Below are 23453 nucleotides of genomic sequence, written 5' to 3' on the forward strand. Positions count from 1 at the left end.
ACTTACCTCGCGTAGCGGGACAGGAAATCCTTCAGGTCGTCGTAAAGTCCGTCCTGATTGCCGTAGTCGCTGTAGCTCTTCGCCTGGGTCAGCCATTCCCCGGTGCTCGGGCGGCATTCCTTCAGAGCCTCGGCGAAGTGACGTTTCGAGAGCGGTGCGATGTCGTTGGCTTCGGCGCTGTCGTCGATGGCAAAGTCGGTGGCCGTCTCGACCAGCGCTTCGAGATCGGCGCCGGAATAGCCGGAGGTCCGTTCGACGATCGGATCGAGATCCAGCGTCTTGTCATGGGGACGCTGGGCGAGCAGACGTCGCAACACGAATTTGCGCGCGATCCGGTCCGGCGGCGGCACGAAGATCGACCGGTCGAAGCGGCCGGGCCGCCGGAAGGCGGAATCCAACGACCAGGGCAGGTTGGTTGCGCCAAGAAACAGCAGGCCCTCGTTCGATGCGCTGATGCCGTCCATCTCGGACAGCAGCACGGACACGACGGTATTGACCTTGTCGTTGCCGCCGAACTGGCGGCGCTGGGCGAGGGCCTCGACTTCGTCGAAGAACAGCACCGTCGGCTTGCGCATGCGGGCGTTCCGAAACGTCTCCGCCAGACGCTTCTCGGCGACGCCGACGAACGGGTCGAGGATCTCGGCCGCCCGCACGCACACAAACGCGGCGTTGCATTCATTGGCGAGCGCGCGCGCCAGCATGGTCTTGCCGCAGCCGGGCGGGCCGTACATGAGAACTCCGCCGCCGGCCTTGCGCTTGAAGGCCTTGAATAGGCCCGGGGTCTGAAACGGCTTGATGATCTTTCGCCGCACTTGATCCTTGACCGGCTCGAGACCGCCGATGTCGGCGAAGCTGATGGCGTCGCCGGCTGCCGGGCTGGCCGCCGCGCCGTCGTGCAGCGGAATCACATTGTCCGGGAAGGATGCAGTCTCCGCGATGCGCCACTGCCGCGCCAGGTCGGGATTGTCGCTGCGGTCGAGCAGCTCGGCTGCGCGCCGGCGATGCTGCGGGTTCTGGCACTGGCCGGGATCGACCTGGGTGAGCGCGGCTGCGATGATCGCGCCATCGGGCGCATTTTCCAGCACGACGAGAAGCGCATGAAACAACCCATCCACACCCGGATGCGCCTTGGTCATGTCGACCACGGATTGAACGTCGGATGACAGCAGCGACATGGTGCAAGGCCCTCCCCTGGCGGTAAACTTAGCCGTCAGGCATCGCTGGTTTGTTAAGCGAGGGAGGCTCGGGCCGGACCCACAGCCCGATCCGCGGCATAATGATCTGGACGCGCAGTGAATTTTGCAGGGGCCACGCAGATCTTTGCGATCCATACACCATCGCAGCAAGATTTCGCCTCGCAGGCAGAGGCTGCGAGCGCGCGCCGCGCTCGGCGGTCCCGACAAACGAGCATCAGCCGCGTGCTCAGGGGAAGGTCGAACACGGATCTGTTCAGAACGCTCGCTGCGATGCCCGACGACGAATCGGCAACGGGCGGCGTTCGCGGCTCTGAGCTTAAGTGGCGGAGAGGGAGGGATTCGAACCCCCGATAGGCTTGCACCTATGCCGCATTTCGAGTGCGGTGCATTCAACCACTCTGCCACCTCTCCGGGCGCAAATCAGGGGCAGAGCCCCCGGGTCGGGCGCCGTTCTAGGGCACGGCGGCGGGGGTGACAAGGCAGCCGGCCGAATTTTTCCCCCGGGGCCCCGCGGCGTGGAGCGAAAGCCTGTGCGCGATTGCGGTCCGCCCGGGGAAGCGGACCGCACGCGGCGACCGGGCGGCTGCGCCGCTCGCCCCCGCGCTTCGAAGGCCCCTGACTGACGCGCGGGCCCTCGAACCTCGTGAACGCTGCGCTGCTGCGGTCAGCGGAACAGGTCGAAATGAGTGTTCACGCCGACCCGCACGGCATGGAGCTTGGCGGCGCGCCAGTCCGGCAGATTGTCGTGCTTCAGGGCGGTGTAGAGATATTCGAGCTTGGCCGACCAAGTCGGCAGGAACGCCCATTCGGCGCCGCCGCCCGCAGTCCAGCCCATCTTCGTCTTGTGGATCGGACCGTCCTTCAGCTCGCCGGCGACGAGGCCTGCGGTGCCGTAGAGCCACAGGCGCTGATCGAGCATCGTGAAGCCGGCGCGGGCGCGGCCCGACGTCAGCCAGGGCGCGCTGACGGCGGGCATGACGAGGTCGGCCTTGCGCGACAGGCCGGTGAATTCCAGGTCGTTCTCGATGCCGACGACGAACAGCGGCGAGAGCTGGTAGTTGTAGCCGGCCTGAACGCCGCCGATCACGCCGGAGAGCCTGCCGGCATTGCCGCCGGCAATCGGCGCGAACGCATCATTGCCGGTGAACGCGCCGCCGATGTTGGCGCCGGCATGGACGCCGGTCCCGGGGAAGGGCGCCGGCGCGGCCGCACAGGCTGGCGCCTTGTACGGCGTTGCCGGCAGATTCGGCGCTAGCGCGCCGTCAAAATCCCACCCCAATTGGGATGCACTAACTATGAAACCGACTAGACGGTTTATAAATATGGAAAGAGGATGGCGACGGTTTCTGGACCGCGCGCAGCCGCTGGCTGCGGCTGCAGAGAATTCGGAGGCGGGGAGACAAAACAAAAGGTGGGACCGCCGTACGCTGACACATACCGGCGGTCCCGTGTCGCTTCATCTTGGGGAAACCGACGGAAGAGACGGGGGTCAATCCGGCCGGCCTGAGCGACGAGGCGACCCTGGGCCATCTGCGCGTGCACCGCAACGCAAACCGTTTCTTAACCTAACCGATCAAGGTTACCGGGCTCTCGCCCATCCGCTTGGTTGAACGACGGTTTTTCGCACGCTGCGAACGCTTGGTCGCATTTTGGTTCCATGCTGCGTTGCAGCATGGAACCAAGCGATTCCGCTCAATCCTTCTTCTTCTTGGCCACCTTCTTGTCGTCGGCCTTGTCATCCTTGGCCTTGTCGTCCTTGTCCTTGCGGCCGTTGTCCTTGCGGCGGTTGGTGAAGCGGGCATTGCCGAGCCCGGTGCCGATGGTCAGCACGCCCCAGCGCTCGTAGTCCTGCATGAACGGCACCTCGGAGAGGCCCTGCACGACACCGTCATTGTGCATCAGCACCGCGGTGTCGTGATCGCCGATCATCGGGATCGCCTCGACCAGGCTGGCCGGCAGGTTGAACTTGCTGCTCTCCCAATTGCCCGGCAGGTTCTGCGCGCCCTTCTCGATCGAGCCGTCCTCGTTGATGACGCCGGGACAGGCGATGCCGATGAACGGCGCAAGCTTGAGCCCCTCGGCGTCGGCCTCCTCGATCAGCCCCTTCAGCATCTTGGCGAGCCGCTTCACCGCGCCCTCCCGGGTCGGCTCGTCATCGGCATGGCGCCACAGCTCGGACGTCCACACCGAGGCCTTGGACAGATCCGGCGTCTTCTTCCAGGCGGTCTCGACCACACCGCAGCGGATATTGGTGCCGCCGATGTCGACGGCGAGGATGCTGTCATGGGCCTCGAAGATCCAGGACGGCGCCAGATGCAGCGCGCCGATCAAGCCGGCGTCGTCGGGATGGTAGCGGATCGGCTCCAGCTCGACGCCAAAGCCCTCGTCCTTGAGGATGATCTCGGTCCGCGCGATGGCGAGCTCGCCGAGCCGGGAATCGCGAAAGCCGCCGCCGACCACGATGCATTCGGTCTTGCCCCAGGCCTTGGTGCGCAGGAAGCGCCGGGTGACATGGGCGAGCTCCTGGGCGAACTCCTCGATCGCCGAATGCACCACGGCGGAGGCCTCGGTGTCGTCGCCGACCAGGATCTCATCCAGCGCCTTCTTGCTGATGGTCGCGCTGTCCTCGTCGCCGAACGGGTCCTTGCCGGACTTCCGCAACGGCTTGCGCCAGCGCTCCAGGATCTTGCGGAACGCGCCCTTGGAGGCCCGGTCGCCGAGGAAGCCCTCCTCGTCCTTGAGCTCGATGTTGAAGCTGTCGATTTCGACCGACGGCAGCCGCGCGGCGCCGTGACGGGCAATGCCCGTGGTGGTCATGACGTCGTCGGCCATGGTCTTGCTCCGTGTGTGAGGACACAACGGCGGACGGAACGGATGGTTCGGGGGGAGGGGGCGAAGAGGCCATACCGCTCCCCTCTTCCCCTACTCGCTACTCCCTATTCGCCATTCGCCCTCTTCCCTTGACTCGCCGTCCCCGGCCGCTATAACCCCGCGATCGACCGGCGCGAGCTTCTCGCGCCGATTGTCGTTGCGCGTATCGGACAGGCCTCGATGCCTGGGATGCGCCGACGCTGGCCCCGATCGGGCCGGACCCCATGAACCATAACGACTGAACAAGAAGCCGACCCGGAGCCATCTGGCTTCGAGGCCGGGATCGAACACGAAGGATGAAAACGATGTTCGCAGTCATCAAAACCGGCGGCAAGCAATACCGCGTTGTCCCGGATGATGTGCTCGAGATTTGCAGGATCGACGGTGAGCCCGGGACGATCGTGCAGCTGAACGAAGTGCTGGTGGTCGGTGGCGACACGCCGGTGCTGGGACTGCCGACCGTGGCTGGCGCGTCCGTGGCCGTCGAGGTGCTGGACCACAAGCGCGGCGCCAAGGTGATCGCGTTCAAGAAGCGCCGCCGCAAGAACTCGCGCCGCAAGCGCGGATACCGCGACGAGCTGACCCTGGTCCGCGTCACCGAGATCCTGACCGACAACGCCAAGCCGACCAAGGGCCCGCGGCCCAAGAAGGTCAAGGCGGAAGCTCCGGCGGCCGAGGCTGCCGAGTAAGGCGTGCTGGCGCGCGTCGCGCGCCGCACCGGCTTGAACCTCATCATGCGCGGATTTTTCGTCCGCGCGGTTTGCAAATGTGAATGATCCCTTGGCGGAATCGCGCTAAAGGTGATCGCAAGAGATCGGAGACGAGCGATGGCTCATAAAAAGGCAGGCGGTTCATCCCGCAACGGACGCGACTCCAAGGGCAAGCGTCTCGGCGTCAAGGCGTTCGGCGGCGAGCGCGTGATTCCCGGCAACATCATTGCGCGTCAGCGCGGCACGACCTGGCATCCCGGCCTCAACGTCGGCATGGGCACGGATCACACGATCTTCGCGAAAATCGAGGGCGTCGTCGAGTTTCATGACCGTGCCAACCGCACGTTCATCTCGGTACGCCCGGTAGCCGCCCAAGCTGCTGAGTAGAATACGGTGGAACGATACGCGTCCGCCGGGTCCTGACAAACCGGCGGAGCGCCAGATGGCTCCAGGGGAGGCGGGACAACCGGCCTCCCCTTTTCATTTTCGCTGATCTGAAGCTGATCCCGAAGCGTCGATGGAGCCCGACATGCTGCAGGACATCACGACTCCCACCTTGCGCGAGGCGAGACCTTGCGTCCTCGAGACACCCCGGCTGACGCTGCGTCCGCCTGTGCTCGCGGACGTCGCTGCCATCGCCCGGCTCGCCGATGACAGGCGCATCGCCGAGAACACCCGCCGCCTGCCCCACCCTTATTCGGAGGTGGATGCCGCCCGTTTCGTGCGGGCGCTGGAGCAGACCGGCGAAACGGCGTTTCTGATCGAGCACCTCGACGCCCCGATCGGCATCGTGGGCATCAATCGTTCCGCGCAAGGCCGGGCCGAGCTCGGCTATTGGCTCGGCGTCGAGCATTGGGGCCGCGGCTTCGGCACCGAGGCGGCGCGGGCGGCGATCGACTATTTCTTCGAGGAGAGCGAGGACGACGTCCTGATCGGCCATGCCCGCGTCAGCAACCCGGCCTCGCGCAACATCCTGGAGAAGTGCGGCTTCCAATGGACCGGCGTCGAGCTGCATCGGTTCGACGTGCTTGGCTCATCGGCGCCCGTCGACGCTTTTCGCCTGACCCGCGGCGTGTGGGCCTCGCTGAAGGCCTGGGCGAATACGGGGCGGCGCGGATAAGGCCCGGCTCCAAGTTCAGCAAAAGGTGTCGTCCCCGCGAACGCGGGGACCCATAACCACAGGATTTGGTTTTGCGATCTCTGGAGCAACAGCCTGCTCCCGCCACCCCGACGGTGGTTATGGGTCCCTGCGTTCGCAGGGACGACACCGAATTCTGCGGCGAGCGCCTTGCCAAACGCTCGCTCACACCGGCGGATTCACCGCACCCTGTCCCTGCCCCAGGCTGCGTTCGCGCAGGTAGATGTACAGCCCCGCACCGATGATGATGGTCGCGCCGACGATCGTCGCTGGGTGCGGCACGTCGCCGAATACGGCGAAGCCGAACAGCACGGCCCAGACGATCATCGTGTACTGATAGGGCACGACCACCGAGGCCGGCGCGAGCTTCAGCGAGCGGTTGACGCAGAACAGCGCGGTGACCGAGATGATGCCGGCGGCGGCGAACATCACGAGGCTGCCGGGCGTCGGCGTGACCCAGCCGAACGGCGCCATCGCAGCTCCCAGCAGGAAGGTGCCGACGAACTGCGACGACGCCATCACGATGTCCGGCGTCGACCGCAGGCTGCGCGTGATCAGCATCAATACCGCGAACGACAGGCTGCCACCGAGCGCGATCAGCGCCGGCAGGCTGAAGGTCTGCGCCGAGGGCCTGAGCGCGATCAGCACGCCGCAGAAGCCGATCAGGATGGCCGTCCAGCGCCGCCAGCCGACATGCTCGCGCAGCACCAGCGCCGATAGCGCGGTGACGAAGATCGGTCCCGCGAGATAGTAGGTGATGACGTCGGCGAGCGGCAGATAGACGGTGGCGAGGAAGAACGCCGCGACCTCCAGCGTGGACAGCACCACGCGGAGGAGTTGCAGCCACGGCCGCTCCAGCCGCATGAAGGCGCTGCGGTTGCGCCAGATGAACGGCGCGAGCAGCAGCAGCGCCGCGCAGGCGCGCAAGCAAAGCAGCTGGCCGACGGCATAGGTCGAGACCAGGAACTTGCCCAGCGCATCGCCGAACGAGAACATCGAAATCGACAGCAGCATCAGGCCGATGCCGGCCAGCCGCGCCGAGCGCTCGTCATTCGCGGTGGAGATTCGGGACAGCACGCTCATGATGGGCTGCCATATCAGCCCGGCCTGAGCGGCTCCAGCCCCTCCGCTGAAAGCGTGACGCAGCCCTGCCGCAACCCATGCGCAACGCTTGTCCAAGCCTTGTCTAAGCCTTGCGCAAGGCCGAGTTGCCGCTCGAAATTAAGGCTTCCGGCCGAATTAACCCCATTCCGCGGTTGCCGTGGGGTCCCGCCTCGCCTACGTAGGGCGCATCATGAAATTCCTCGATGAAGCCAAGGTGTATGTGCGCTCCGGCGACGGCGGCAACGGTTGCGTTGCGTTCCGGCGCGAGAAGTTCATCGAGTTCGGCGGTCCGAACGGCGGCAATGGCGGCCGCGGCGGCGATGTCGTGATCGAGGCCGTCGACGGACTGAACACCCTGATCGATTACCGCTACCAGCAGCATTTCAAGGCCCAGAGGGGCGGAAACGGGTCCGGCAAGGACTGCCATGGCGCAGGCGGCAAGTCCGTGGTGCTGAAGGTTCCCGTCGGCACGCAGATCTTCGACGAGGACCGCGAGACCCTGATCCATGACTTCACCACGGTCGGTGAGCGCTTCGTGCTCGCCGAGGGCGGCAATGGCGGCTTCGGCAACGCCCACTTCAAGTCGCCGACCAACCGGGCGCCGCGCAATGCCAATCCCGGCCAGCCCGGCGAGGAGCGCTGGATCTGGCTGCGGATGAAGCTGATCGCCGACGCCGGCCTGGTCGGGCTGCCCAACGCCGGCAAATCGACCTTCCTGTCCAAGGTCTCGGCCGCCAAGCCGAAGATCGCCGACTATCCGTTCACCACCCTGCACCCGCAGCTCGGCGTCGTGAACGCCGACGGCCGCGAATTCGTGCTGGCCGACATCCCCGGCCTGATCGAGGGCGCGCATGAGGGCGCCGGTCTCGGCGACCGCTTCCTCGGCCATGTCGAGCGCTGCCGCGTGCTGCTGCATCTGGTCGACGCCACCTGCGAGCACGCGGGCAAGGCCTACAAGACCGTGCGGCAGGAGCTCGATGCCTATGGCGGCGAGCTGACCGACAAGATCGAGATCGTCGCGCTCAACAAGATCGATGCGGTCGACCCGGACGAGCTGAAGAAGCAGAAGGACCGGCTGAAGCGCGCCGCCAAGAAGACGCCGCTGCTGATCTCCGGTGCGACCGGCGAGGGCGTCAAGGACGCGCTGCGCAAGCTCGCCGACGTGATCAGTGAGCAGCCGGTGTCGATCAAGGCCAAGAGCACGACCGAGAGCGCCGCGACCGAGGAGCCATGGGCGGCGCCGCTGCCACCGCAGGGCTGAGCCGACGCCAGCCTTGCTTCACTCCAGCCTTGCTTGACTCCAGCCTTGCCTCGCAGGCTGCGGCCGTCGCATAACTCGCTGCAACGCATTCGTCTCCTATCACCCTGAAGGGCCGCCCGGAGCACGCATTCGATCAGATTCTTGGAAGCTCTCGTCGCGCATTCAGTGCGCTCCCTCCCCCCTTGCGGGAGAGGGTTGGGGAGGGGGGTGCCCCAACGGTGGTCTTGCCGTGTGGCCCCCACCCCCGACCCCTCCCCGCAAGGGGGAGGGGAGCGCACCGGCCTCGTGGCGTCGGCTCCGATCAATCCTGCAATGTTTGCTCAACGCCGCTGACTCTGGCCGAACTCACCATGGCACCGCGTCTCGAAAACTTCCGCCGCATCGTCGTCAAGGTCGGCTCGTCGCTGCTGGTCGATTCCGAGGCAGGTGAAGTCCGCACCTCCTGGCTGGCCGCACTCGCCGCCGACATTGCGCGGCTGCATGGCCGTGGCTGTGAGCTGCTGGTGGTGTCTTCGGGCTCAATCGCGCTCGGCCGCAGCCGATTGAAGCTGCCGCGCGGGCCGCTGAAGCTGGAGGAAAGCCAGGCCGCCGCCGCGGTCGGGCAGATTGCGCTGGCGCGGATCTGGTCGGAGGTGCTCGGCGCCCACGGCATCGGCGCGGGACAGATCCTGGTGACCCTGCAGGACACCGAGGAGCGCCGCCGCTATCTCAATGCCCGATCGACCATTGCCAAGCTGCTGGAGTGGCGCGCGGTGCCGGTCATCAACGAGAACGACACAGTGGCGACCGCCGAAATCCGCTATGGCGACAATGACCGCCTCGCCGCCCGCGTCGCCACCATGGCCAGCGCCGATCTCCTGGTGCTGCTGTCGGACATCGACGGCCTCTACACCGCCCCGCCCGCACGGGATCCGAACGCGCGGCTGATCCCGGTGGTCGAAAGCATCACCGCCGACATCGAGGCCATGGCCGGCAGCGCGGCGTCGGAATTCTCCCGCGGCGGCATGCTCACCAAGATCGAGGCCGCCAAGATCGCCACGACCGGCGGCACCCACATGCTGATCGCCTCCGGCAAGATCGAGCATCCGCTGGCGGCGATCGCAAATGGCGGCCGCTGCACCTGGTTCCTGACGCCGGCCAACCCCGTGACGGCGCGAAAACGCTGGATCGCCGGCTCGCTCGAGCCCAAGGGTACGCTGACGATCGACGCCGGCGCCGTCACCGCGCTGCGCGCCGGCAAGAGCCTGCTGCCGGCGGGCGTGGTCCGCATCGACGGCCAGTTTGCCCGCGGCGACGCCGTCGTGGTGCGCGATCTCGATACCCATGAGATCGGCCGCGGCCTGGTCGCCTACGACGCCGACGATGCCGACCGCATCAAGGGCCGCTCCTCGCCCGATGTCGCCGTCATTCTCGGCATGTCCGGCCGCGCCGAGATGATCCATCGCGACGACCTGGTGATCGGCCCAGCGGGTGCCGGCCCGGCCTGAGGCCGCGGTACCAGCGTTCGCAAACGGCCAAATTCCGTGCTACTGGAGAGCCTTAATTCAAGGTTGAAACGCCCATGACCGCGCCTCTGAAAGCCATCGACGGCAGCGCCGATCTGCCCGTCCTGATGAACGACCTCGCCAAGCGTGCCCGTGCGGCCGCCCGGGTGCTGTCGCTGGCGCCGCCGGAGCAGAAGAACCGGGCGCTGGAGGCGATGGAGCGGCTGATCCGCGCCCGCGCTGACGCCATCATCGCCGCCAATGCCGAGGATGTCGCCGAGGCGAAGGCCGCCGGCATGACCTCGTCCTTCCTCGACCGCCTGACCCTGACACCGGCCCGCGTCGCCGCGATGGCCGACGGCATCGCGACCGTGCGTGGCGTCGCCGATCCCGTCGGCGTCGTCACCGAGAGCTGGCAGCGGCCGAACGGCATGACCATCGAGCGCGTGCGGGTGCCGCTCGGCGTCATCGCCGTGATCTTCGAGAGCCGCCCCAACGTCGCAGCCGATGCCGGCGTGCTGTGCTTGAAGTCCGGCAATGCGGTGATCCTGCGCGGCGGCTCGGACTCGTTCCGCTCCTGCCGGGCGATCCATGAATGTCTCGTCGAGGGCCTGCGCGAAGCGGGCCTGCCGGACGCCGCGATCACGCTGGTGCCGACGCGCGATCGCGCTGCGGTCGGCCTGCTGCTGTCCGGCCTCAACGGCGGCGTCGACGTCATCGTGCCGCGCGGCGGCAAGAGCCTGGTTGCGCGCGTCGAGGCCGAGGCGCGCGTGCCCGTGTTCGCGCATCTCGAAGGCGTCAACCACGTCTATGTCGATGGCGCCGCCGATCTCGAGATGGCCAAGTCGATCGTGCTGAACGCCAAGATGCGCCGGACCGGCGTCTGCGGTGCGGCTGAGACGCTGCTGATCGATCGCGCGTCACAGGACAAGATCAAGCCGCTGGTCGAGATGCTGATCGGCGCTGGCTGCGAAGTGCGCGGCGATGCGGCCGTCCGCGCGGCGGATACGCGGGTGAAGCCGGCCTCGGACGAGGATTGGGACACCGAATATCTCGACGCGATCATCGCAGCGAAGCTCGTCGATGGCGTGGAGGGCGCGATCGCCCACATCCACGCGCACGGCTCGCACCACACCGATGCGATCGTCACCGACGACAAGGGTGCGGCCGACAAGTTCCTCAACGAGGTCGACTCGGCGATCGTGCTGCACAACGCCTCGACCCAGTTCGCCGACGGCGGCGAGTTCGGCTTTGGCGCTGAAATCGGCATTGCGACGGGCAAGTTCCATGCACGCGGGCCGGTCGGCGTCGAGCAGCTGACCAGCTTCAAATACCGGATTCACGGCACCGGGCAGACGCGGCCATGATCGCCGCACCCTGTGGTTGAGTTGAGCGAGCAGCAGGCGGTGGCAGCCGTGACCGACGACACCGCCATGCGCCTTGCGATCCGCCAAGCCTTGCCGCCCCATAGCGACGGCATGCGCGTCGGCCTGCTCGGCGGCTCGTTCAATCCACCGCACCAGGCGCACCGCGCGATCAGCCTGTTTGCGCTGAAGCGGCTGCAGCTCGACCGCGTCTGGTGGCTGGTGACGCCGGGCAATCCGCTCAAGGACAATGGCGGGCTGCATGCGCTGGCCGAACGCGCGGCCGCCGCACGCAAGGTCGCAGCCGATCCGCGCATCGAGATCAGCTGTCTCGAATCCGTCATTGGCACCCGCTACACTGCCGATACGATCGATTACCTGCGCCGCCGCGCCTCGCGCCTGCGCTTCGTGTGGATCATGGGCGCCGACAATCTCGCGCAGTTCCATCGCTGGCAGAAGTGGCAGCACATCGCGGCCCAGGTTCCCATTGCCGTGGTCGACCGTCCGCCCCGCAGCTTCCGCGCCCTGAATGCACCGGCCGCACGCGCGCTGGCGCGGTACCGAATTCCGGAGGCGCAAGCGAGCCAGCTGGCCGGCCGGACGGCACCGGCCTGGGTCTACCTCACCGGGCTCAAAATGAGCCTGTCGTCCACCGGGCTCAGGAACCCGGACGGCAGCTGGAAGTCGTTGTGAGCGGCGATGCGCGGGCTCCGTCCGGGCGGCATCGGATGTGCATGGAAGAGCTGGCCCGTCATGGTCCGAGGCGGGTCGGCTGGTCGAAATGCCGGACCGGTCAACCGGGGGGACTGGATTGTTGAAACCATGCCCCCCACATGCCTAGTATGGTCAGCAGGCCCTCATGGATTCGGGCCTGCGATACAGTGAAAGGAATGGTCCCTGACCACATCTGTATTGTCCCAGTCGGCCTTACCGAAGACGAAGGCAACGACATCCAAGTCAGCGGCTTCCAAGTCAGCGGCTTCCAAGTCAGCGGCGGCCAAGTCAGCGACTGCAAAGTCGACGCGTAAGACTTCGACCGACGATGCGGCCTTGCAGGCGCAACCCGACGCCGACAAGACCCTGCGCACGATCCTCTCCCGCCTCGACGACATGAAGGCGGAGGAGACGGTCACCATCGATCTTCACGGCAAATCGGCGTATTCCGACTACATGGTCATCACCACGGGCCGCTCGAACCGGCACGTCGGCTCGATCGCGGAAAACGTCGCCAAGGGCCTGAAGGAAGCCGGCACCAAGAAGGTGCACATCGAGGGACTGCCCAATTGCGATTGGGTTCTGATCGATTCCGGCGACGTGATCGTGCACGTGTTCAGGCCTGAGGTCCGTGAGTTCTACAACCTCGAGCGGTTGTGGACGCAGGGGCCGAACCCGGCGAAGACGTTGTAGGCGCGGCAGGCTGCAAATCGCGCGGTGCACGTGCTAGTGCGTGCCCATGCGCATTGTCGTGGTGGCCGTCGGCCGGTTGAAGCAGGGTCCGGAGCGGGAGCTCGCGGAGCGCTACCGCGAGCGCTTTGACGACATCGGCCGCAAGCTTGGCTTCCGCGGCCTCGATATCCATGAGCTTCCAGAGAGCCGAGCGCGCGACGCCGCGACCCGGATCGCTGAGGAAGCAGCCGCAATCGGCGCGGCCATCCCCGACAAGTCCGTCCTGGTCTGCCTGGACGAGCGGGGACAGAACATCGACAGCACAACCTTTGCGGGTCACCTCGGACGCTGGCGGGACGAAGGCGCCGCTGCGACCACCTTCGTGATCGGCGGGGCCGACGGACTTTCGCCTGAATTGCGGCGCAGAGCCAAGCTTGGGGTCGCGTTCGGAGCTGCGACGTGGCCGCACCAGATCGTCCGCGTCCTTTTGCTCGAGCAGATTTACCGTACTGCTACGATCCTGGCGGGTCACCCCTATCACCGCGCTTGAAACAAGGACGACGGGAGCACAATAAGGACGTCGATGTTCGTCGCGCGGCCCCTTTCTCGCTTGCCAATCCCCGTCCGCCATGGCCGGGCGCGCAGCGCGTCGGTGATCGCTTTGCTGATGGCCGCAACCGTCGCGCCGGCGATGGCGCAGACCGGACTTCGTCCCTCCATCAGCGGTACCTCCTCACCAACGCCGCCGACGCCCGAGCAGTTGAAGCAGCGCGAGCAGGAGCTGGAAGCCGCGCGCGCCGCGCAGAAGGCCGCGGCCGAGGCCCAGGAGCGCCTGAAGGCCGACATCGCCGCGCTCGGCGAGGACCGCGGCAAGCTCAATCAGCAGCTGATCGACGTCGCAGCCCAGGTGCGCAGCGTCGAGATTCGCGTTGGCGAGGCCGAGACGCGGCTGCGCGGGCTCGACGGCCGCGAGCAGGATCTGCGCAACTCGCTCGAGGCGCGGCGGACCGAGATCATCGAGGTGCTGGCCGCGCTGCAGCGTGCCGGCCGGCGCAGCCCGCCGGCCCTGCTGGTTCGCCCCGAGGACGCCCTGCAGTCGTTGCGCACCGCCATGCTGCTGGGCTCGGTGATTCCCGAGATGCGCAGCCGCGCCGAAAAGCTCTCGACCGATCTCGGCGAGCTCGTCGCCATCCGCAAGACCATCGCATCCGAGCGCGACAGGCTCGGCACCGACCGCGACAAGCTGCGGACCGACCAGACCCGGCTTGCCGCGCTCGTGGACGAGCGCCAGCGCAAGCAGAGCTCCGCCGAGAAGGACATGGAGGCCGAGAGCGCCCGCGCGGCGATGCTCGCCCAGCAGATCGACTCGCTGCAAAGCCTGATCACGACCATGGAGCTCGACCTCAAGAGCGCGGCCAAGGCCGCCTCGACGGCCAGCCTGCAGGGCGTCCCGGTCAACGCCAAGCCGGACGCGAATGCGCTGCGCAATCCCAGCCGCAAGGCGCCCGCCATCGCCTTCGCCTCGACCAAGGGCATGCTGACCTATCCGGTCAACGGCAGCAGGATTCGGGAGTTCGGCGCATCCGACGGTGCCGGCGGCTCCGATAAAGGCATTTCCTTGGCGGCCCGTCCCGGTGCCCAGGTCACAACCCCGTGTGATGGCTGGGTTGTTTACGCCGGCCCCTTCCGCAGCTACGGACAACTCTTGATCCTCAACGCCGGTGGCGGGTATCATGTCTTGATCGCCGGGATGGAGCGCATTTCCGTCAACATCGGGCAGTTTGTTCAGACGGGAGAGCCGGTCGCGACCATGGGTACGACGTCCCAGGTCGCCTCCATTCTCGCAACGAATGCGAGTCAACCAGTGCTCTATGTTGAGTTCCGCAAGGACGGCACTCCGATCGATCCAGGCCCATGGTGGGCCGCAAATGAAGGCGAAAAGGTACGCGGATGATGCGTAAGACTTCGGTAATTCTCCTGAGCGCGGCCACCGGTGCGGCATTGACCCTGTTCGTGTCGCAACCGCGCGCGATCTTTATGGGATCGACCGCGCGCGCCGCGACCTCGGATACCTATCGCCAGCTCAATTTGTTCGGCGACGTATTCGAACGCGTGCGCAGCGACTATGTCGAGAAGCCCGACGATTCGAAGCTCGTCGAATCGGCGATCAGCGGCATGCTGTCGGGTCTTGATCCGCATTCGAGCTACATGGATGCCAAGAGCTTCCGCGACATGCAGGTGCAGACCCGCGGCGAGTTCGGCGGCCTCGGCATCGAAGTGACGATGGAAGACGGCCTGATCAAGGTGGTGTCGCCGATCGACGACACGCCGGCCTCGAAGGCCGGCATCCAGGCCAACGACATCATCACCAATCTCGACGATGAAGCGGTGCAGGGCCTGACCCTCAACCAAGCGGTCGAGAAGATGCGCGGCCCGGTTGGCACCAAGATCAAGCTGAAGGTCGTGCGCAAGGGTGCCGACAATCCGCTCGACGTGACGCTGACCCGCGACAACATTCGCGTCCGTTCGGTGCGCTCGCGCCCCGAGAGCGACGACATCGCCTATATCCGCATCACCACCTTCAACGAGCAGACCACCGAAGGCCTGAAGAAGAGCATAGCCGATCTTCAAGGCTCGATCGGTGACAAGCTGAAGGGCTACATCATCGATCTGCGCAACAACCCGGGTGGCCTGCTGGAAGAGGCGGTCACCGTCTCCGACGCCTTCCTGGAGCGTGGCGAGATCGTCTCGACCCGCGGCCGCAATGCCGAGGAGACGCAGCGCCGCACCGCGCATTCCGGCGACCTCACCAAGGGCAAGCCGGTGATCGTGCTGATCAACGGTGGCTCGGCCTCCGCCTCGGAGATCGTGGCCGGCGCGCTGCAGGACCACAAGCGCGCCACCCTGGTCGGCACGCGCTCGTTCGGCAAGGGATCGGTGCAGACCATCATCCCGCTCGGCGCCGGCAATGGCGCGCTGCGCCTGACCACCGCGCGCTACTACACGCCGTCGGGCAAGTCGATCCAGGCCAAGGGTATCGTGCCTGATATCGAGGTGCTGCAGGATGTGCCGGATGAGCTGAAGTCGCGCACCGACACCAAGGGTGAGGCGTCGCTGCGCGGTCACCTCAAGAACGACGGCGACGAGAAGACCGGCTCGCAATCCTACGTGCCGCCGGATGCCAAGGACGACAAGGCGCTCAAGCTCGCGGCCGACCTGCTCCACGGTATCAAGAACAGCGCCAACACGCCGGCACCGACCGAGAAGGCCGCTGCCGACAAGCCGGCCAAGGCCGCCAACTAAGCCGCTTCTGGCAACAGTGACATCTGGTTTGAAGGGCGGCCTTGGGGCCGCCCTTTGCTTTTGAGCGCGGCGTCCGCCCTGGCTCCGCCGATCTACGGGCTCGCGGACACTGGCCCTGCGCCCGAATCCCTGCCGTGGTATCGTCGACCCGATTGATTCGGGAATTTCGATGACAGAGACGGCCGACGAGCTGAGCGCCCCGCTTGGACAGACGGAGAAGCGTCGCAGGCGCCGCCTTCGGCTTCCGTTCACGGCGCTCCAGGCCCTGGCGATGCTGCTTGGCCTGTTCCTGGTGGTTTTCGCCGGCTTTGCGATGTTCAGCGACAATCCGCTCGGGGGCGAGCCGATCAGCCGGGTTGCCATCAACGACGGCGCCAAGCCGGACGACAAGACCGCCGCCAAACCCGAGACCAAGCCTGACGCCAAGCCCGACCACGGCGCCGCCACGGCGGCCAAGCCGGAGGGCGGCGAGCGCAAGACCGTGACCATCATCGACGGCTCCAGCGGCGCCCGCCAGGAGGTGGCGATCGGCGGTGGTGGCAGCGACACGGCCGAGCCGGGCTCCGCCGCGCCGGCGAGCCAGATGCCGGGCGTCGATCCGCGCCTGCTGGAGAAGTCGCGCTACGGCATGATTCCGGTGATGGCCGACGGATTGAAGCCGTTCACCGCCTACGCCGCCGATTCCGACCGCGCCAAGGCGGCGCGCATGCCGTCCGTTGCGATCGTGATCGGCGGCCTCGGCGTCGGCGCGGCGAAGACCGTCGATGCCATCATGAAGCTGCCTCCGGCGGTGACCCTGGCGTTCACGCCCTATGGCTCGGATCCGACCAAGCTCGCCGAGCGCGCCCGGGCGCAGCGCCATGAGATCCTGCTGCAGGTCCCGATGGAGCCTTATGATTATCCCGACAACGATCCGGGCCCGCAGACGCTGCTCGCCACGCTTGGACCCGACCAGAACATCGACCGGCTGTTCTGGCACATGAGCCGGCTGCAGGGGTATGTCGGCATCGGCAATTTCATGGGCGCGCGCTTCGTCGCCACCGAGGCGGCGATGCAGCCGATCGTGAACGAGGCCGCCAAGCGCGGTCTGGCACTGTTCGACGACGGCGCCGCGCCGCGCAGCGTGGCCGCATCGCTGGCCACCGGCCGGGCCATGCCGTTTGCAAAAGGCGACGTCGCCATCGATGCGGTGCCGACCCCGGTCGAGATCGACAATGCGCTGGCCAAGCTCGAGAGTCTCGCCAAGGAGCGCGGCGTCGCCGTCGGCACGGCATCGGCCCTGCCGGTCTCGATCGACCGCATCGGCACCTGGATCAAGGGCCTCGACCGCAAGGGTATTCTGCTGGTGCCATTGACAACCGCGATGCTGAAATCAAAATCGAACTGAACGGGCGTCGGCTGCTGCGGCGGCGGCGACGTGAGCGCGGGGCCTTTGCGAGGAGCCGAGGCAACGCAGGAAGGCCAAGACGGAATGACGCGCTACGAGGACCTGCCCTACCGCACCTGCGTCGGCATCACGCTGATCAACTCGGAAGGGCTGGTGTTCATTGGCCGGCGCGCCGGCGGCATCGAACATGTCGACGACACCCATGTCTGGCAGATGCCGCAGGGCGGCGTCGATCCCGGCGAGGACGCCTGGCAGGCCGCCCAGCGCGAGCTCTACGAGGAGACCAGTGTCCGCTCGGTCGAGAAGCTGGCCGAGATCGACGACTGGCTGACCTATGACATCCCCCGCACGGTGGCTGGCCGCGCCTGGAAGGGCCGCTATCGCGGCCAGCGGCAGAAATGGTTCGCGCTGCGCTTCACCGGCGCGGATACCGAGATCGACGTCGAGCGGCCCGGCGGCGGCCACCACAAGGCCGAGTTCATCACCTGGCGCTGGGAGCCGATGAAGAACCTGCCCACCCTGATCGTCCCGTTCAAGCGGCCGGTCTATGAGCGCGTCGTCAAGGAGTTCACCGCGCTGGCGGGCACCTGATCTGAATCGCGTCGGACTGCGCTGCGCCGGCCCCCCATGTGCTACGCTCGCACTGCAAAGAATCTCTGCAGATGCGTCGCGACAACGCCGTCACAATGGGTTGCCATGCGAAGCCCCAGCCGACGGATATCAGCATGACCGAAAACAGACCCTATCGTCCCAATGTCGGGATCGCCCTGCTCAACGCCGAGGGCCTCGTGTTCCTGGGCCGCCGCTTCCGCGATGACGGGCCGGAGATCGTGCTGCCGGGTTTGGAATGGCAGATGCCGCAGGGCGGCGTCGATCCGGGCGAGGACCTGCAGGCCGCCGCGCGGCGCGAGCTGTGGGAGGAGACCGGCATCCGCGATGCCGACGTCCTCGGCGAGACCGACTGGCTGACCTACGAGTTTCCCCCGTTCGAGGATCCGAACCACCGGCTGGCGCGCTTCCGAGGCCAGCGCCAGAAATGGTTCGCGATGCGCTTCACCGGGCGCGAGGCCGACATCGATCCGGTCACGCCGCGCAACGGCCAGCCGGCCGAATTCGACGCCTGGCGCTGGGAACGGCTGGCGCGCCTGCCCGAGCTGGTCGTGCCGTTCCGCCGCGAGGTCTACCGCGCGGTGGCGCAGGCGTTCGCGCATCTCGCGGCAACGGGCGACTGAGACTGGTTAGGAGGTCGGGCTGCCGTCCGCCATTGGCTGCCTGGTCCACATGCCCGGAATGACCGCCGAGAAGGCTGGGCTAATTGTCTTCGACCGTGAACGGGCCGATCGCAATCACGCGGCAGTCGTTGTCGCGGGTGGAGCAATCCGCCAGCGCGCCGCCGATCGCCGTCTCCTCGCGGTCGCCGCTCAGGCCGAACCCGGGGCGACCGGCGGTTCCGACCGCGATGGCGTTCCACCCGGACGTCGCAGCCTCCAGCCGACGCACCACCTCCTCGCGCGCCTCCGGGGCAATCGCCGCGTGGCTGGCCGCGTGGAAGAAGCCCGTGGCTTTCATCACTGTCGGCACCGGCACCACGAAAGCATCGTCGAGAGCGACGATCATGCAGGGCGCACCGGCCTGGGCTCCGCAGGCCTCGAGATTGCGCCGGACCACGTCGTCGACCAGCTCGCCGCCGACGGTGTAGATGAACTGTCCGCCCGGGCCGAGCGCGATCGCCTTGGTTCGCCGCGCCGCGCCGTAGTTCGCCTCCAGCCGCGCGCGTCCGGCGTCGCGCACCAGCGGCATCTCGGCTGCGCTGAAGGCGCGCTCGGTGCTCGGGTCGTGACGCACCCATGGCAGCGGCGGCAGCGGCGGCTTGCTGTGCGCATAGACCACGCTATCGCCGACGGCGTAGAGCTCGCATTTGCGCGGGCCGTTGGAGGCCTCGGCGCGTTGCTGGCACTGCTCGAGCGCAGCCGATTTGGCCGCCTCCTCGCTCGGCTGTCCGCTGACATAGGCGCTGACGCCAATGGTGGTGGTCGCGAAGGCCTTGTAGGCAGGGGCCGGCACATAGTCGCGTGCCAACGCGATGCGCGTGCGCTCGCTGACGAACGGCACCGTGTCGGGCACGAACTTCTCGACCGCAACCGGCGTCGCCGACGGGGCCGGCGCCGGATGATCCGCGCGCGCGGACGCGCCCGGCTGCGCGGCAGCCGGCTCCGGCGATGCTGGTTTGGCGGCCGATGACGCGGCACGCCGCGGCGGCGGCGCCGGCTTGGCCGACAGCCGCGCCAAGGCTTCGGCCGCCGCCTTCGCGGCATCCGGCTGCGCGGGCTGGGACTGGCGGTGGTCCAGATAGAATGCCGTCCCGGCGGTGATCGCGGCGAGCGCGACGACAGCCAAGGCGATCGCCCCGACCAAGCGGCGCAGACCAGCGCGCTTTGCCGCCTTGTCCAGCGGCGGCGCGTAGGTGCCGTCCTCGCGGCGCATCGCCACGCGATAGGCGTGCACCGGCGTCGGGATATTCTTGACCTCGCGGGCGCCCATGTCGGCGAACTGCACCGACAGCTTGTTGGCGACCTGCTCGTGCACCGCGCGCGAGATACAGATGCCGCCGACATCGGCGAGGCCCTCCAGCCTCGCTGCGATGTTGACGCCGTCGCCGAGCAGGTCGCCGTCGCGCTCGACGACGTCGCCGATGGTGATGCCGATGCGGTAGCTCATCTGCCGGTTCGGCGGAAACGCCATGTTGCGCGTGCGCAGGCTTTCCTGGATGTCGATCGCGCAGCGCACCGCTTCGACGGCGCTGGGAAACTCCGCGAGCACGGCATCGCCTGCGGTGTTGAAGATGCGGCCGCCAGCGCGTGCGATGAAGTCGTCGACGACCTCGCGATACGCCGCCAGGCGCCGCAGCGTTTCCTCTTCATCCTCGGCGACGAGGCGGGAATAGCCGGCAATATCGGCGGCGAAAATCGCCGCGATCTTGCGCTTCAAGACGATCTGCCCTGCCATGTCACCACGCCCAGTCGAATGGCCGGGAGCATGCCGTCAGATCGGCGACCACGCAACCGGCATCCCCTTGCTAGTAGTCATCCGCCGACGCGGGACGTTCGAGCCCACAGACGAAAATGGCCGGGCAGAGCCCGGCCATGAACGCTTGTTCAGACGGCGCGCCGATCGATCAGTGCAGCGCCGTGCTGTTGAGCTGCTGCTGGATCGTCTTGAAGTGATCGAGCCGCTCGATCGCGCGATCGAGCTCGTTGCCCTGCTTTTCGTTCAGCTTGGATTCCATGCCGGCGATCTCGGCCGCGAAGGCGGTGTGATCCAGCTCCTTCAGCGACGTCGCGACGTCGGCGAGAATCGTCAGACCCTTGTCCGAGATCTCGGCGAGGCCGCCGAGCACGATGATCTTCTGCTGCGATCCGCCTGACGTCACCGTCAGGATGCCCGGGCGCAGCGCCGCCACGAACGGCGCATGGCCGGCGAGCACGCCGAAATCACCCTCCTGGCCGGGAACGTCGACCTGGTCGACCTCGCCCGAGAAGGCGATCTTTTCCGGCGAGACGAGATCGAAATGGAAAGTTGCCATTGGGAACCTTACGAACAGAAAACCTGCGAGTAGCGAGTAGCGAATGGCGAGTAGTGAAGACGGGAGTGGCGAACGGACTGTTCTATTCGCTACTCCCTATTCGCTATTCGCCTCTTACGCCGCCTCGGCGGCCAGCTTCTTGCCCTTCTCGACCGCCTCGTCGATGTTGCCGACCATGTAGAAGGCGGCTTCCGGCAGATGGTCGTACTTGCCTTCACACAGGCCCTTGAAGCCCTTGATGGTGTCGGCGAGGTCGACGAACTTGCCCGGCGAACCGGTGAAGATTTCGGCGACGTGGAACGGCTGCGACAGGAAGCGCTCGATCTTGCGGGCGCGGGCCACCGTCAGCTTGTCCTCTTCGGACAGTTCGTCCATGCCGAGAATGGCGATGATGTCCTGCAGCGATTTGTAGCGCTGCAGGATCTGCTGGACCTGACGCGCGGTCTCATAGTGCTCCTGGCCGACAACCAGCGGCGACAGCATGCGCGAGGTCGAGTCGAGCGGGTCCACGGCGGGATAGATGCCCTTTTCCGAGATCGCACGGTTCAGCACCGTGGTGGCGTCCAAGTGGGCGAAGGAGGTGGCCGGCGCCGGATCGGTCAAGTCGTCGGCCGGCACGTAGATCGCCTGCACCGAAGTGATCGAGCCCTTGTTGGTGGTGGTGATGCGCTCCTGCAGCGCGCCCATGTCGGTGGCGAGCGTCGGCTGATAACCCACCGCCGAAGGGATGCGGCCGAGCAGCGCCGACACTTCCGAACCGGCCTGGGTGAAGCGGAAGATGTTGTCGACGAAGAACAGCACGTCCTGGCCCTGGTCGCGGAAATGCTCGGCGACGGTCAGGCCGGTCAGGCCGACGCGGGCACGGGCGCCCGGCGGCTCGTTCATCTGGCCGAACACCAGCGCGCACTTCGACTTGACGGCCGGATCCGGATTGTGCGGATCGGCATTGACCTTGGACTCGATGAACTCGTGATAGAGGTCGTTGCCCTCGCGGGTCCGCTCGCCGACGCCGGCGAACACCGAGTAGCCGCCGTGGGCCTTGGCGACGTTGTTGATCAGTTCCTGGATCAGCACGGTCTTGCCGACGCCGGCGCCGCCGAACAGGCCGATCTTGCCGCCCTTGGCGTAGGGCGCCAGGAGGTCTACGACCTTGATGCCGGTGACGAGAATTTCAGCTTCCGTCGACTGGTCGGTGTAGCTCGGCGCCTCCGCGTGGATCGGGCGCAGGCCTTCGGCGACGACCGGGCCGGCCTCGTCGATCGGCTCGCCGATCACGTTCATGATGCGGCCGAGCGTGCCCTCACCGACCGGCACCTGAATCGGCGAACCGGTGTCGCTGACCTCCTGGCCGCGGACCAGGCCTTCGGTGGTGTCCATGGCGATCGTGCGCACGGTCGACTCACCGAGATGCTGGGCGACCTCGAGCACGAGGCGGTTGCCGCCGTTCTTGGTTTCCAGCGAATTGAGAATGGCCGGCAGGTGACCTTCGAACTGCACGTCGACGACGGCGCCGATGACCTGGGTGATGCGACCGATCTGGTTGGCTGCGGTAGCCATTGGTTATCTCTCCTTACGATCCGTATGCGAAACCACGGTCGGCTCGACCGGGATATGTTCCTGGGTTGCCCTTCAACGGGCGCTGCGCGATCCGCTAGACCGCCTCGGCGCCCGAAATGATTTCGATCAGTTCCTTGGTGATCATCGCCTGACGCGTGCGGTTGTAGATCAGCGTCTGCTTGCGGATCATCTCGCCGGCGTTGCGCGTGGCGTTGTCCATGGCCGACATCTGCGCGCCGTAGAACGACGCGTTGTTCTCCAGCAGCGCGCGGAAGATCTGCACCGCGAGATTGCGCGGCAGCAGCCCGGCGAGGATTTCGTCCTCTTCCGGCTCGTATTCGTAGGGCGCCAGCGGCGCCGCGTTGGCGGGCCGCGCCTCGACCACCAGCGGGATGATCTGCTGGGCCGTCGGGATCTGCGCGATCACCGAGCGGAAGCGCGAATAGAACAGCGTGCAGACATCGAACTCGCCGGCCTCGAAGCGGGCGATGACCTTCTTGGCGATGTCGTCGGCGTTGGCGAAGCCGATCTGGCGCACCGCGCGCAGGTCGAGATGCTCGACGATCTGCTTGTCGAACTGACGGCGCAGCTGCTCGTAGCCCTTTCGGCCGACGCAGAAGAATTTCACGTCCTTGCCCTGGTTCATCAGGGCCAGCGCGCGTTCGCGCGCCAGGCGCACGATCGAGGAGTTGAACGCGCCGGACAGGCCACGCTCGCCGGTACAGACCAGCAGCAGATGCACCTGGTCGCGCCCGGTGCCCGCGAGCAGCTTCGGCCCGCCGGCGGACGTGATGGTGGCGCTCGCGATGTTGGAGATCACGGCGTCCATCTTCTCGGCATAGGGACGCGCCGCCTCGGCCGCGAGCTGCGCACGGCGCAGCTTGGAGGCCGCGACCATCTGCATCGCCTTGGTGATCTTCTGCGTCGCCTTGGTCGAGGCGATGCGGACCCGCATGTCTTTCAGTGACGCCATTGTTCGTCTAGCTCACCCCGGCGGCCGATCCCTTCAGGACCCGACCGCTCAACCCTGAGATTGGTCATGCCCGGCCTGGCGCCGGGCATGAGATGTCACGTTGGCCCACGTCGACGACGTGGGGGACCGGCGCGAG

The 23453-nt window shown here is 66.8% G+C and carries 22 protein-coding genes and 1 tRNA gene; 14 read left to right on the forward strand and 9 right to left on the reverse strand.

Annotated elements, in window-relative coordinates; translation table 11 throughout:
- Nucleotides 1–2: 2 nt before the first annotated feature.
- The 4 genes from QQL87_RS08665 to QQL87_RS08680 form a co-directional block, all read right to left on the reverse strand.
- The gene (locus QQL87_RS08665) at nt 3–1403 is read right to left on the reverse strand and encodes an ATP-binding protein (RefSeq protein WP_284416980.1); all 1401 of its coding nucleotides are present in this window, start codon (nt 1401–1403) and stop codon (nt 3–5) included.
- Between the two features lie 114 nt (nt 1404–1517).
- Nucleotides 1518–1607: transfer RNA gene (locus QQL87_RS08670), tRNA-Ser, on the reverse strand.
- A 253-nt stretch (nt 1608–1860) separates the two neighbouring features.
- Nucleotides 1861–2475: an outer membrane protein gene (locus tag QQL87_RS08675; protein WP_284416982.1), complete on the reverse strand. Its 615-nt coding sequence runs from the start codon at nt 2473–2475 to the stop codon at nt 1861–1863.
- 413 nt (nt 2476–2888) lie between these two features.
- On the reverse strand, nt 2889–4028 hold the full coding sequence (locus QQL87_RS08680) for an ROK family protein (RefSeq protein WP_284416984.1): 1140 nt from the start codon (nt 4026–4028) through the stop codon (nt 2889–2891).
- Nucleotides 4029–4372: 344 nt separating this feature from the next.
- On the opposite strand from QQL87_RS08680, the gene rplU reads away from it, so the two are divergent.
- From rplU to QQL87_RS08695, 3 genes are all read left to right on the forward strand, one after another.
- Nucleotides 4373–4756 (forward strand): 50S ribosomal protein L21, encoded by a 384-nt coding sequence (rplU, locus tag QQL87_RS08685; RefSeq protein ID WP_284416985.1) that lies wholly within the window; start codon nt 4373–4375, stop codon nt 4754–4756.
- 138 nt (nt 4757–4894) lie between these two features.
- On the forward strand, nt 4895–5164 hold the full coding sequence (gene rpmA / locus QQL87_RS08690; protein WP_284416987.1) for a 50S ribosomal protein L27: 270 nt from the start codon (nt 4895–4897) through the stop codon (nt 5162–5164).
- A 142-nt stretch (nt 5165–5306) separates the two neighbouring features.
- Nucleotides 5307–5897: a GNAT family N-acetyltransferase gene (locus QQL87_RS08695; RefSeq protein ID WP_284416989.1), complete on the forward strand. Its 591-nt coding sequence runs from the start codon at nt 5307–5309 to the stop codon at nt 5895–5897.
- Between the two features lie 183 nt (nt 5898–6080).
- On the opposite strand, the gene QQL87_RS08700 is transcribed toward QQL87_RS08695, so the two are convergent.
- The gene (locus QQL87_RS08700; RefSeq protein WP_284416991.1) at nt 6081–6998 is read right to left on the reverse strand and encodes a DMT family transporter; all 918 of its coding nucleotides are present in this window, start codon (nt 6996–6998) and stop codon (nt 6081–6083) included.
- 211 nt (nt 6999–7209) lie between these two features.
- Here QQL87_RS08700 and obgE point away from each other — a divergent pair, with 211 nt between their 5' ends.
- From obgE to QQL87_RS08755, 11 genes are all read left to right on the forward strand, one after another.
- Complete coding sequence (gene obgE, locus QQL87_RS08705; protein ID WP_284416992.1) at nt 7210–8280, forward strand: GTPase ObgE; 1071 nt, start codon at nt 7210–7212, stop codon at nt 8278–8280.
- 350 nt (nt 8281–8630) lie between these two features.
- On the forward strand, nt 8631–9767 hold the full coding sequence (gene proB / locus QQL87_RS08710) for a glutamate 5-kinase (RefSeq protein ID WP_284416993.1): 1137 nt from the start codon (nt 8631–8633) through the stop codon (nt 9765–9767).
- Between the two features lie 74 nt (nt 9768–9841).
- Nucleotides 9842–11131 (forward strand): glutamate-5-semialdehyde dehydrogenase, encoded by a 1290-nt coding sequence (locus QQL87_RS08715; RefSeq protein WP_284416994.1) that lies wholly within the window; start codon nt 9842–9844, stop codon nt 11129–11131.
- A 66-nt stretch (nt 11132–11197) separates the two neighbouring features.
- Entirely contained in the window at nt 11198–11821 is a 624-nt protein-coding gene (locus tag QQL87_RS08720) for a nicotinate-nucleotide adenylyltransferase (protein WP_284417228.1), read from the forward strand.
- Between the two features lie 357 nt (nt 11822–12178).
- Nucleotides 12179–12535: a ribosome silencing factor gene (rsfS, locus tag QQL87_RS08725; RefSeq protein WP_284416996.1), complete on the forward strand. Its 357-nt coding sequence runs from the start codon at nt 12179–12181 to the stop codon at nt 12533–12535.
- Between the two features lie 46 nt (nt 12536–12581).
- On the forward strand, nt 12582–13064 hold the full coding sequence (gene rlmH, locus QQL87_RS08730) for a 23S rRNA (pseudouridine(1915)-N(3))-methyltransferase RlmH (RefSeq protein ID WP_284416998.1): 483 nt from the start codon (nt 12582–12584) through the stop codon (nt 13062–13064).
- Nucleotides 13065–13097: 33 nt separating this feature from the next.
- On the forward strand, nt 13098–14468 hold the full coding sequence (locus tag QQL87_RS08735; protein ID WP_284417000.1) for a murein hydrolase activator EnvC family protein: 1371 nt from the start codon (nt 13098–13100) through the stop codon (nt 14466–14468).
- Nucleotides 14465–15817: a S41 family peptidase gene (locus tag QQL87_RS08740; RefSeq protein ID WP_284417003.1), complete on the forward strand. Its 1353-nt coding sequence runs from the start codon at nt 14465–14467 to the stop codon at nt 15815–15817. The genes QQL87_RS08735 and QQL87_RS08740 overlap by 4 nt, the downstream gene beginning before the upstream one ends.
- A gap of 169 nt (nt 15818–15986) precedes the next feature.
- Nucleotides 15987–17204 (forward strand): divergent polysaccharide deacetylase family protein, encoded by a 1218-nt coding sequence (locus QQL87_RS08745; RefSeq protein ID WP_284417005.1) that lies wholly within the window; start codon nt 15987–15989, stop codon nt 17202–17204.
- 84 nt (nt 17205–17288) lie between these two features.
- On the forward strand, nt 17289–17795 hold the full coding sequence (locus QQL87_RS08750; RefSeq protein ID WP_284417007.1) for an RNA pyrophosphohydrolase: 507 nt from the start codon (nt 17289–17291) through the stop codon (nt 17793–17795).
- A gap of 134 nt (nt 17796–17929) precedes the next feature.
- On the forward strand, nt 17930–18436 hold the full coding sequence (locus tag QQL87_RS08755; protein WP_284417009.1) for an RNA pyrophosphohydrolase: 507 nt from the start codon (nt 17930–17932) through the stop codon (nt 18434–18436).
- Between the two features lie 79 nt (nt 18437–18515).
- Here QQL87_RS08755 and QQL87_RS08760 read toward each other — a convergent pair whose 3' ends face one another.
- From QQL87_RS08760 to QQL87_RS08775, 4 genes are all read right to left on the reverse strand, one after another.
- A complete protein-coding gene (locus QQL87_RS08760) occupies nt 18516–20210 on the reverse strand; it encodes an adenylate/guanylate cyclase domain-containing protein (protein ID WP_284417011.1) in 1695 nt (564 codons plus the stop codon).
- 169 nt (nt 20211–20379) lie between these two features.
- Nucleotides 20380–20787: a F0F1 ATP synthase subunit epsilon gene (locus QQL87_RS08765; RefSeq protein ID WP_284417013.1), complete on the reverse strand. Its 408-nt coding sequence runs from the start codon at nt 20785–20787 to the stop codon at nt 20380–20382.
- Between the two features lie 114 nt (nt 20788–20901).
- Nucleotides 20902–22344, reverse strand: a complete 1443-nt coding sequence (atpD, locus tag QQL87_RS08770) for a F0F1 ATP synthase subunit beta (RefSeq protein ID WP_284417014.1) — start codon at nt 22342–22344, stop codon at nt 20902–20904.
- A gap of 94 nt (nt 22345–22438) precedes the next feature.
- Nucleotides 22439–23317 carry a F0F1 ATP synthase subunit gamma gene (locus tag QQL87_RS08775; protein WP_284417016.1) on the reverse strand — a complete coding sequence of 293 codons (879 nt, stop codon included), beginning with the start codon at nt 23315–23317 and terminating at the stop codon, nt 22439–22441.
- Nucleotides 23318–23453: the final 136 nt, after the last annotated feature.

The organism is Bradyrhizobium sp. SSBR45G, assembly GCF_030159255.1.
Lineage (GTDB): Bacteria > Pseudomonadota > Alphaproteobacteria > Rhizobiales > Xanthobacteraceae > Bradyrhizobium.

What these genes read in the sequence shown, in the direction of transcription:
- QQL87_RS08680 (WP_284416984.1), bottom strand. Translation starts at nt 4,028, where the DNA reads ATGGCCGACGACGTCATGACCACCACGGGCATTGCCCGTCACGGCGCC.
- rplU (WP_284416985.1), top strand. Translation starts at nt 4,373, where the DNA reads ATGTTCGCAGTCATCAAAACCGGCGGCAAGCAATACCGCGTTGTCCCG.
- rpmA (WP_284416987.1), top strand. Translation starts at nt 4,895, where the DNA reads ATGGCTCATAAAAAGGCAGGCGGTTCATCCCGCAACGGACGCGACTCC.
- QQL87_RS08695 (WP_284416989.1), top strand. Translation starts at nt 5,307, where the DNA reads ATGCTGCAGGACATCACGACTCCCACCTTGCGCGAGGCGAGACCTTGC.
- QQL87_RS08700 (WP_284416991.1), bottom strand. Translation starts at nt 6,998, where the DNA reads ATGAGCGTGCTGTCCCGAATCTCCACCGCGAATGACGAGCGCTCGGCG.
- obgE (WP_284416992.1), top strand. Translation starts at nt 7,210, where the DNA reads ATGAAATTCCTCGATGAAGCCAAGGTGTATGTGCGCTCCGGCGACGGC.
- proB (WP_284416993.1), top strand. Translation starts at nt 8,631, where the DNA reads ATGGCACCGCGTCTCGAAAACTTCCGCCGCATCGTCGTCAAGGTCGGC.
- QQL87_RS08715 (WP_284416994.1), top strand. Translation starts at nt 9,842, where the DNA reads ATGACCGCGCCTCTGAAAGCCATCGACGGCAGCGCCGATCTGCCCGTC.
- QQL87_RS08720 (WP_284417228.1), top strand. Translation starts at nt 11,198, where the DNA reads ATGCGCCTTGCGATCCGCCAAGCCTTGCCGCCCCATAGCGACGGCATG.
- rlmH (WP_284416998.1), top strand. Translation starts at nt 12,582, where the DNA reads ATGCGCATTGTCGTGGTGGCCGTCGGCCGGTTGAAGCAGGGTCCGGAG.
- QQL87_RS08735 (WP_284417000.1), top strand. Translation starts at nt 13,098, where the DNA reads ATGTTCGTCGCGCGGCCCCTTTCTCGCTTGCCAATCCCCGTCCGCCAT.
- QQL87_RS08740 (WP_284417003.1), top strand. Translation starts at nt 14,465, where the DNA reads ATGATGCGTAAGACTTCGGTAATTCTCCTGAGCGCGGCCACCGGTGCG.
- QQL87_RS08745 (WP_284417005.1), top strand. Translation starts at nt 15,987, where the DNA reads ATGACAGAGACGGCCGACGAGCTGAGCGCCCCGCTTGGACAGACGGAG.
- QQL87_RS08750 (WP_284417007.1), top strand. Translation starts at nt 17,289, where the DNA reads ATGACGCGCTACGAGGACCTGCCCTACCGCACCTGCGTCGGCATCACG.
- QQL87_RS08755 (WP_284417009.1), top strand. Translation starts at nt 17,930, where the DNA reads ATGACCGAAAACAGACCCTATCGTCCCAATGTCGGGATCGCCCTGCTC.
- QQL87_RS08760 (WP_284417011.1), bottom strand. Translation starts at nt 20,210, where the DNA reads ATGGCAGGGCAGATCGTCTTGAAGCGCAAGATCGCGGCGATTTTCGCC.
- QQL87_RS08765 (WP_284417013.1), bottom strand. Translation starts at nt 20,787, where the DNA reads ATGGCAACTTTCCATTTCGATCTCGTCTCGCCGGAAAAGATCGCCTTC.
- atpD (WP_284417014.1), bottom strand. Translation starts at nt 22,344, where the DNA reads ATGGCTACCGCAGCCAACCAGATCGGTCGCATCACCCAGGTCATCGGC.
- QQL87_RS08775 (WP_284417016.1), bottom strand. Translation starts at nt 23,317, where the DNA reads ATGGCGTCACTGAAAGACATGCGGGTCCGCATCGCCTCGACCAAGGCG.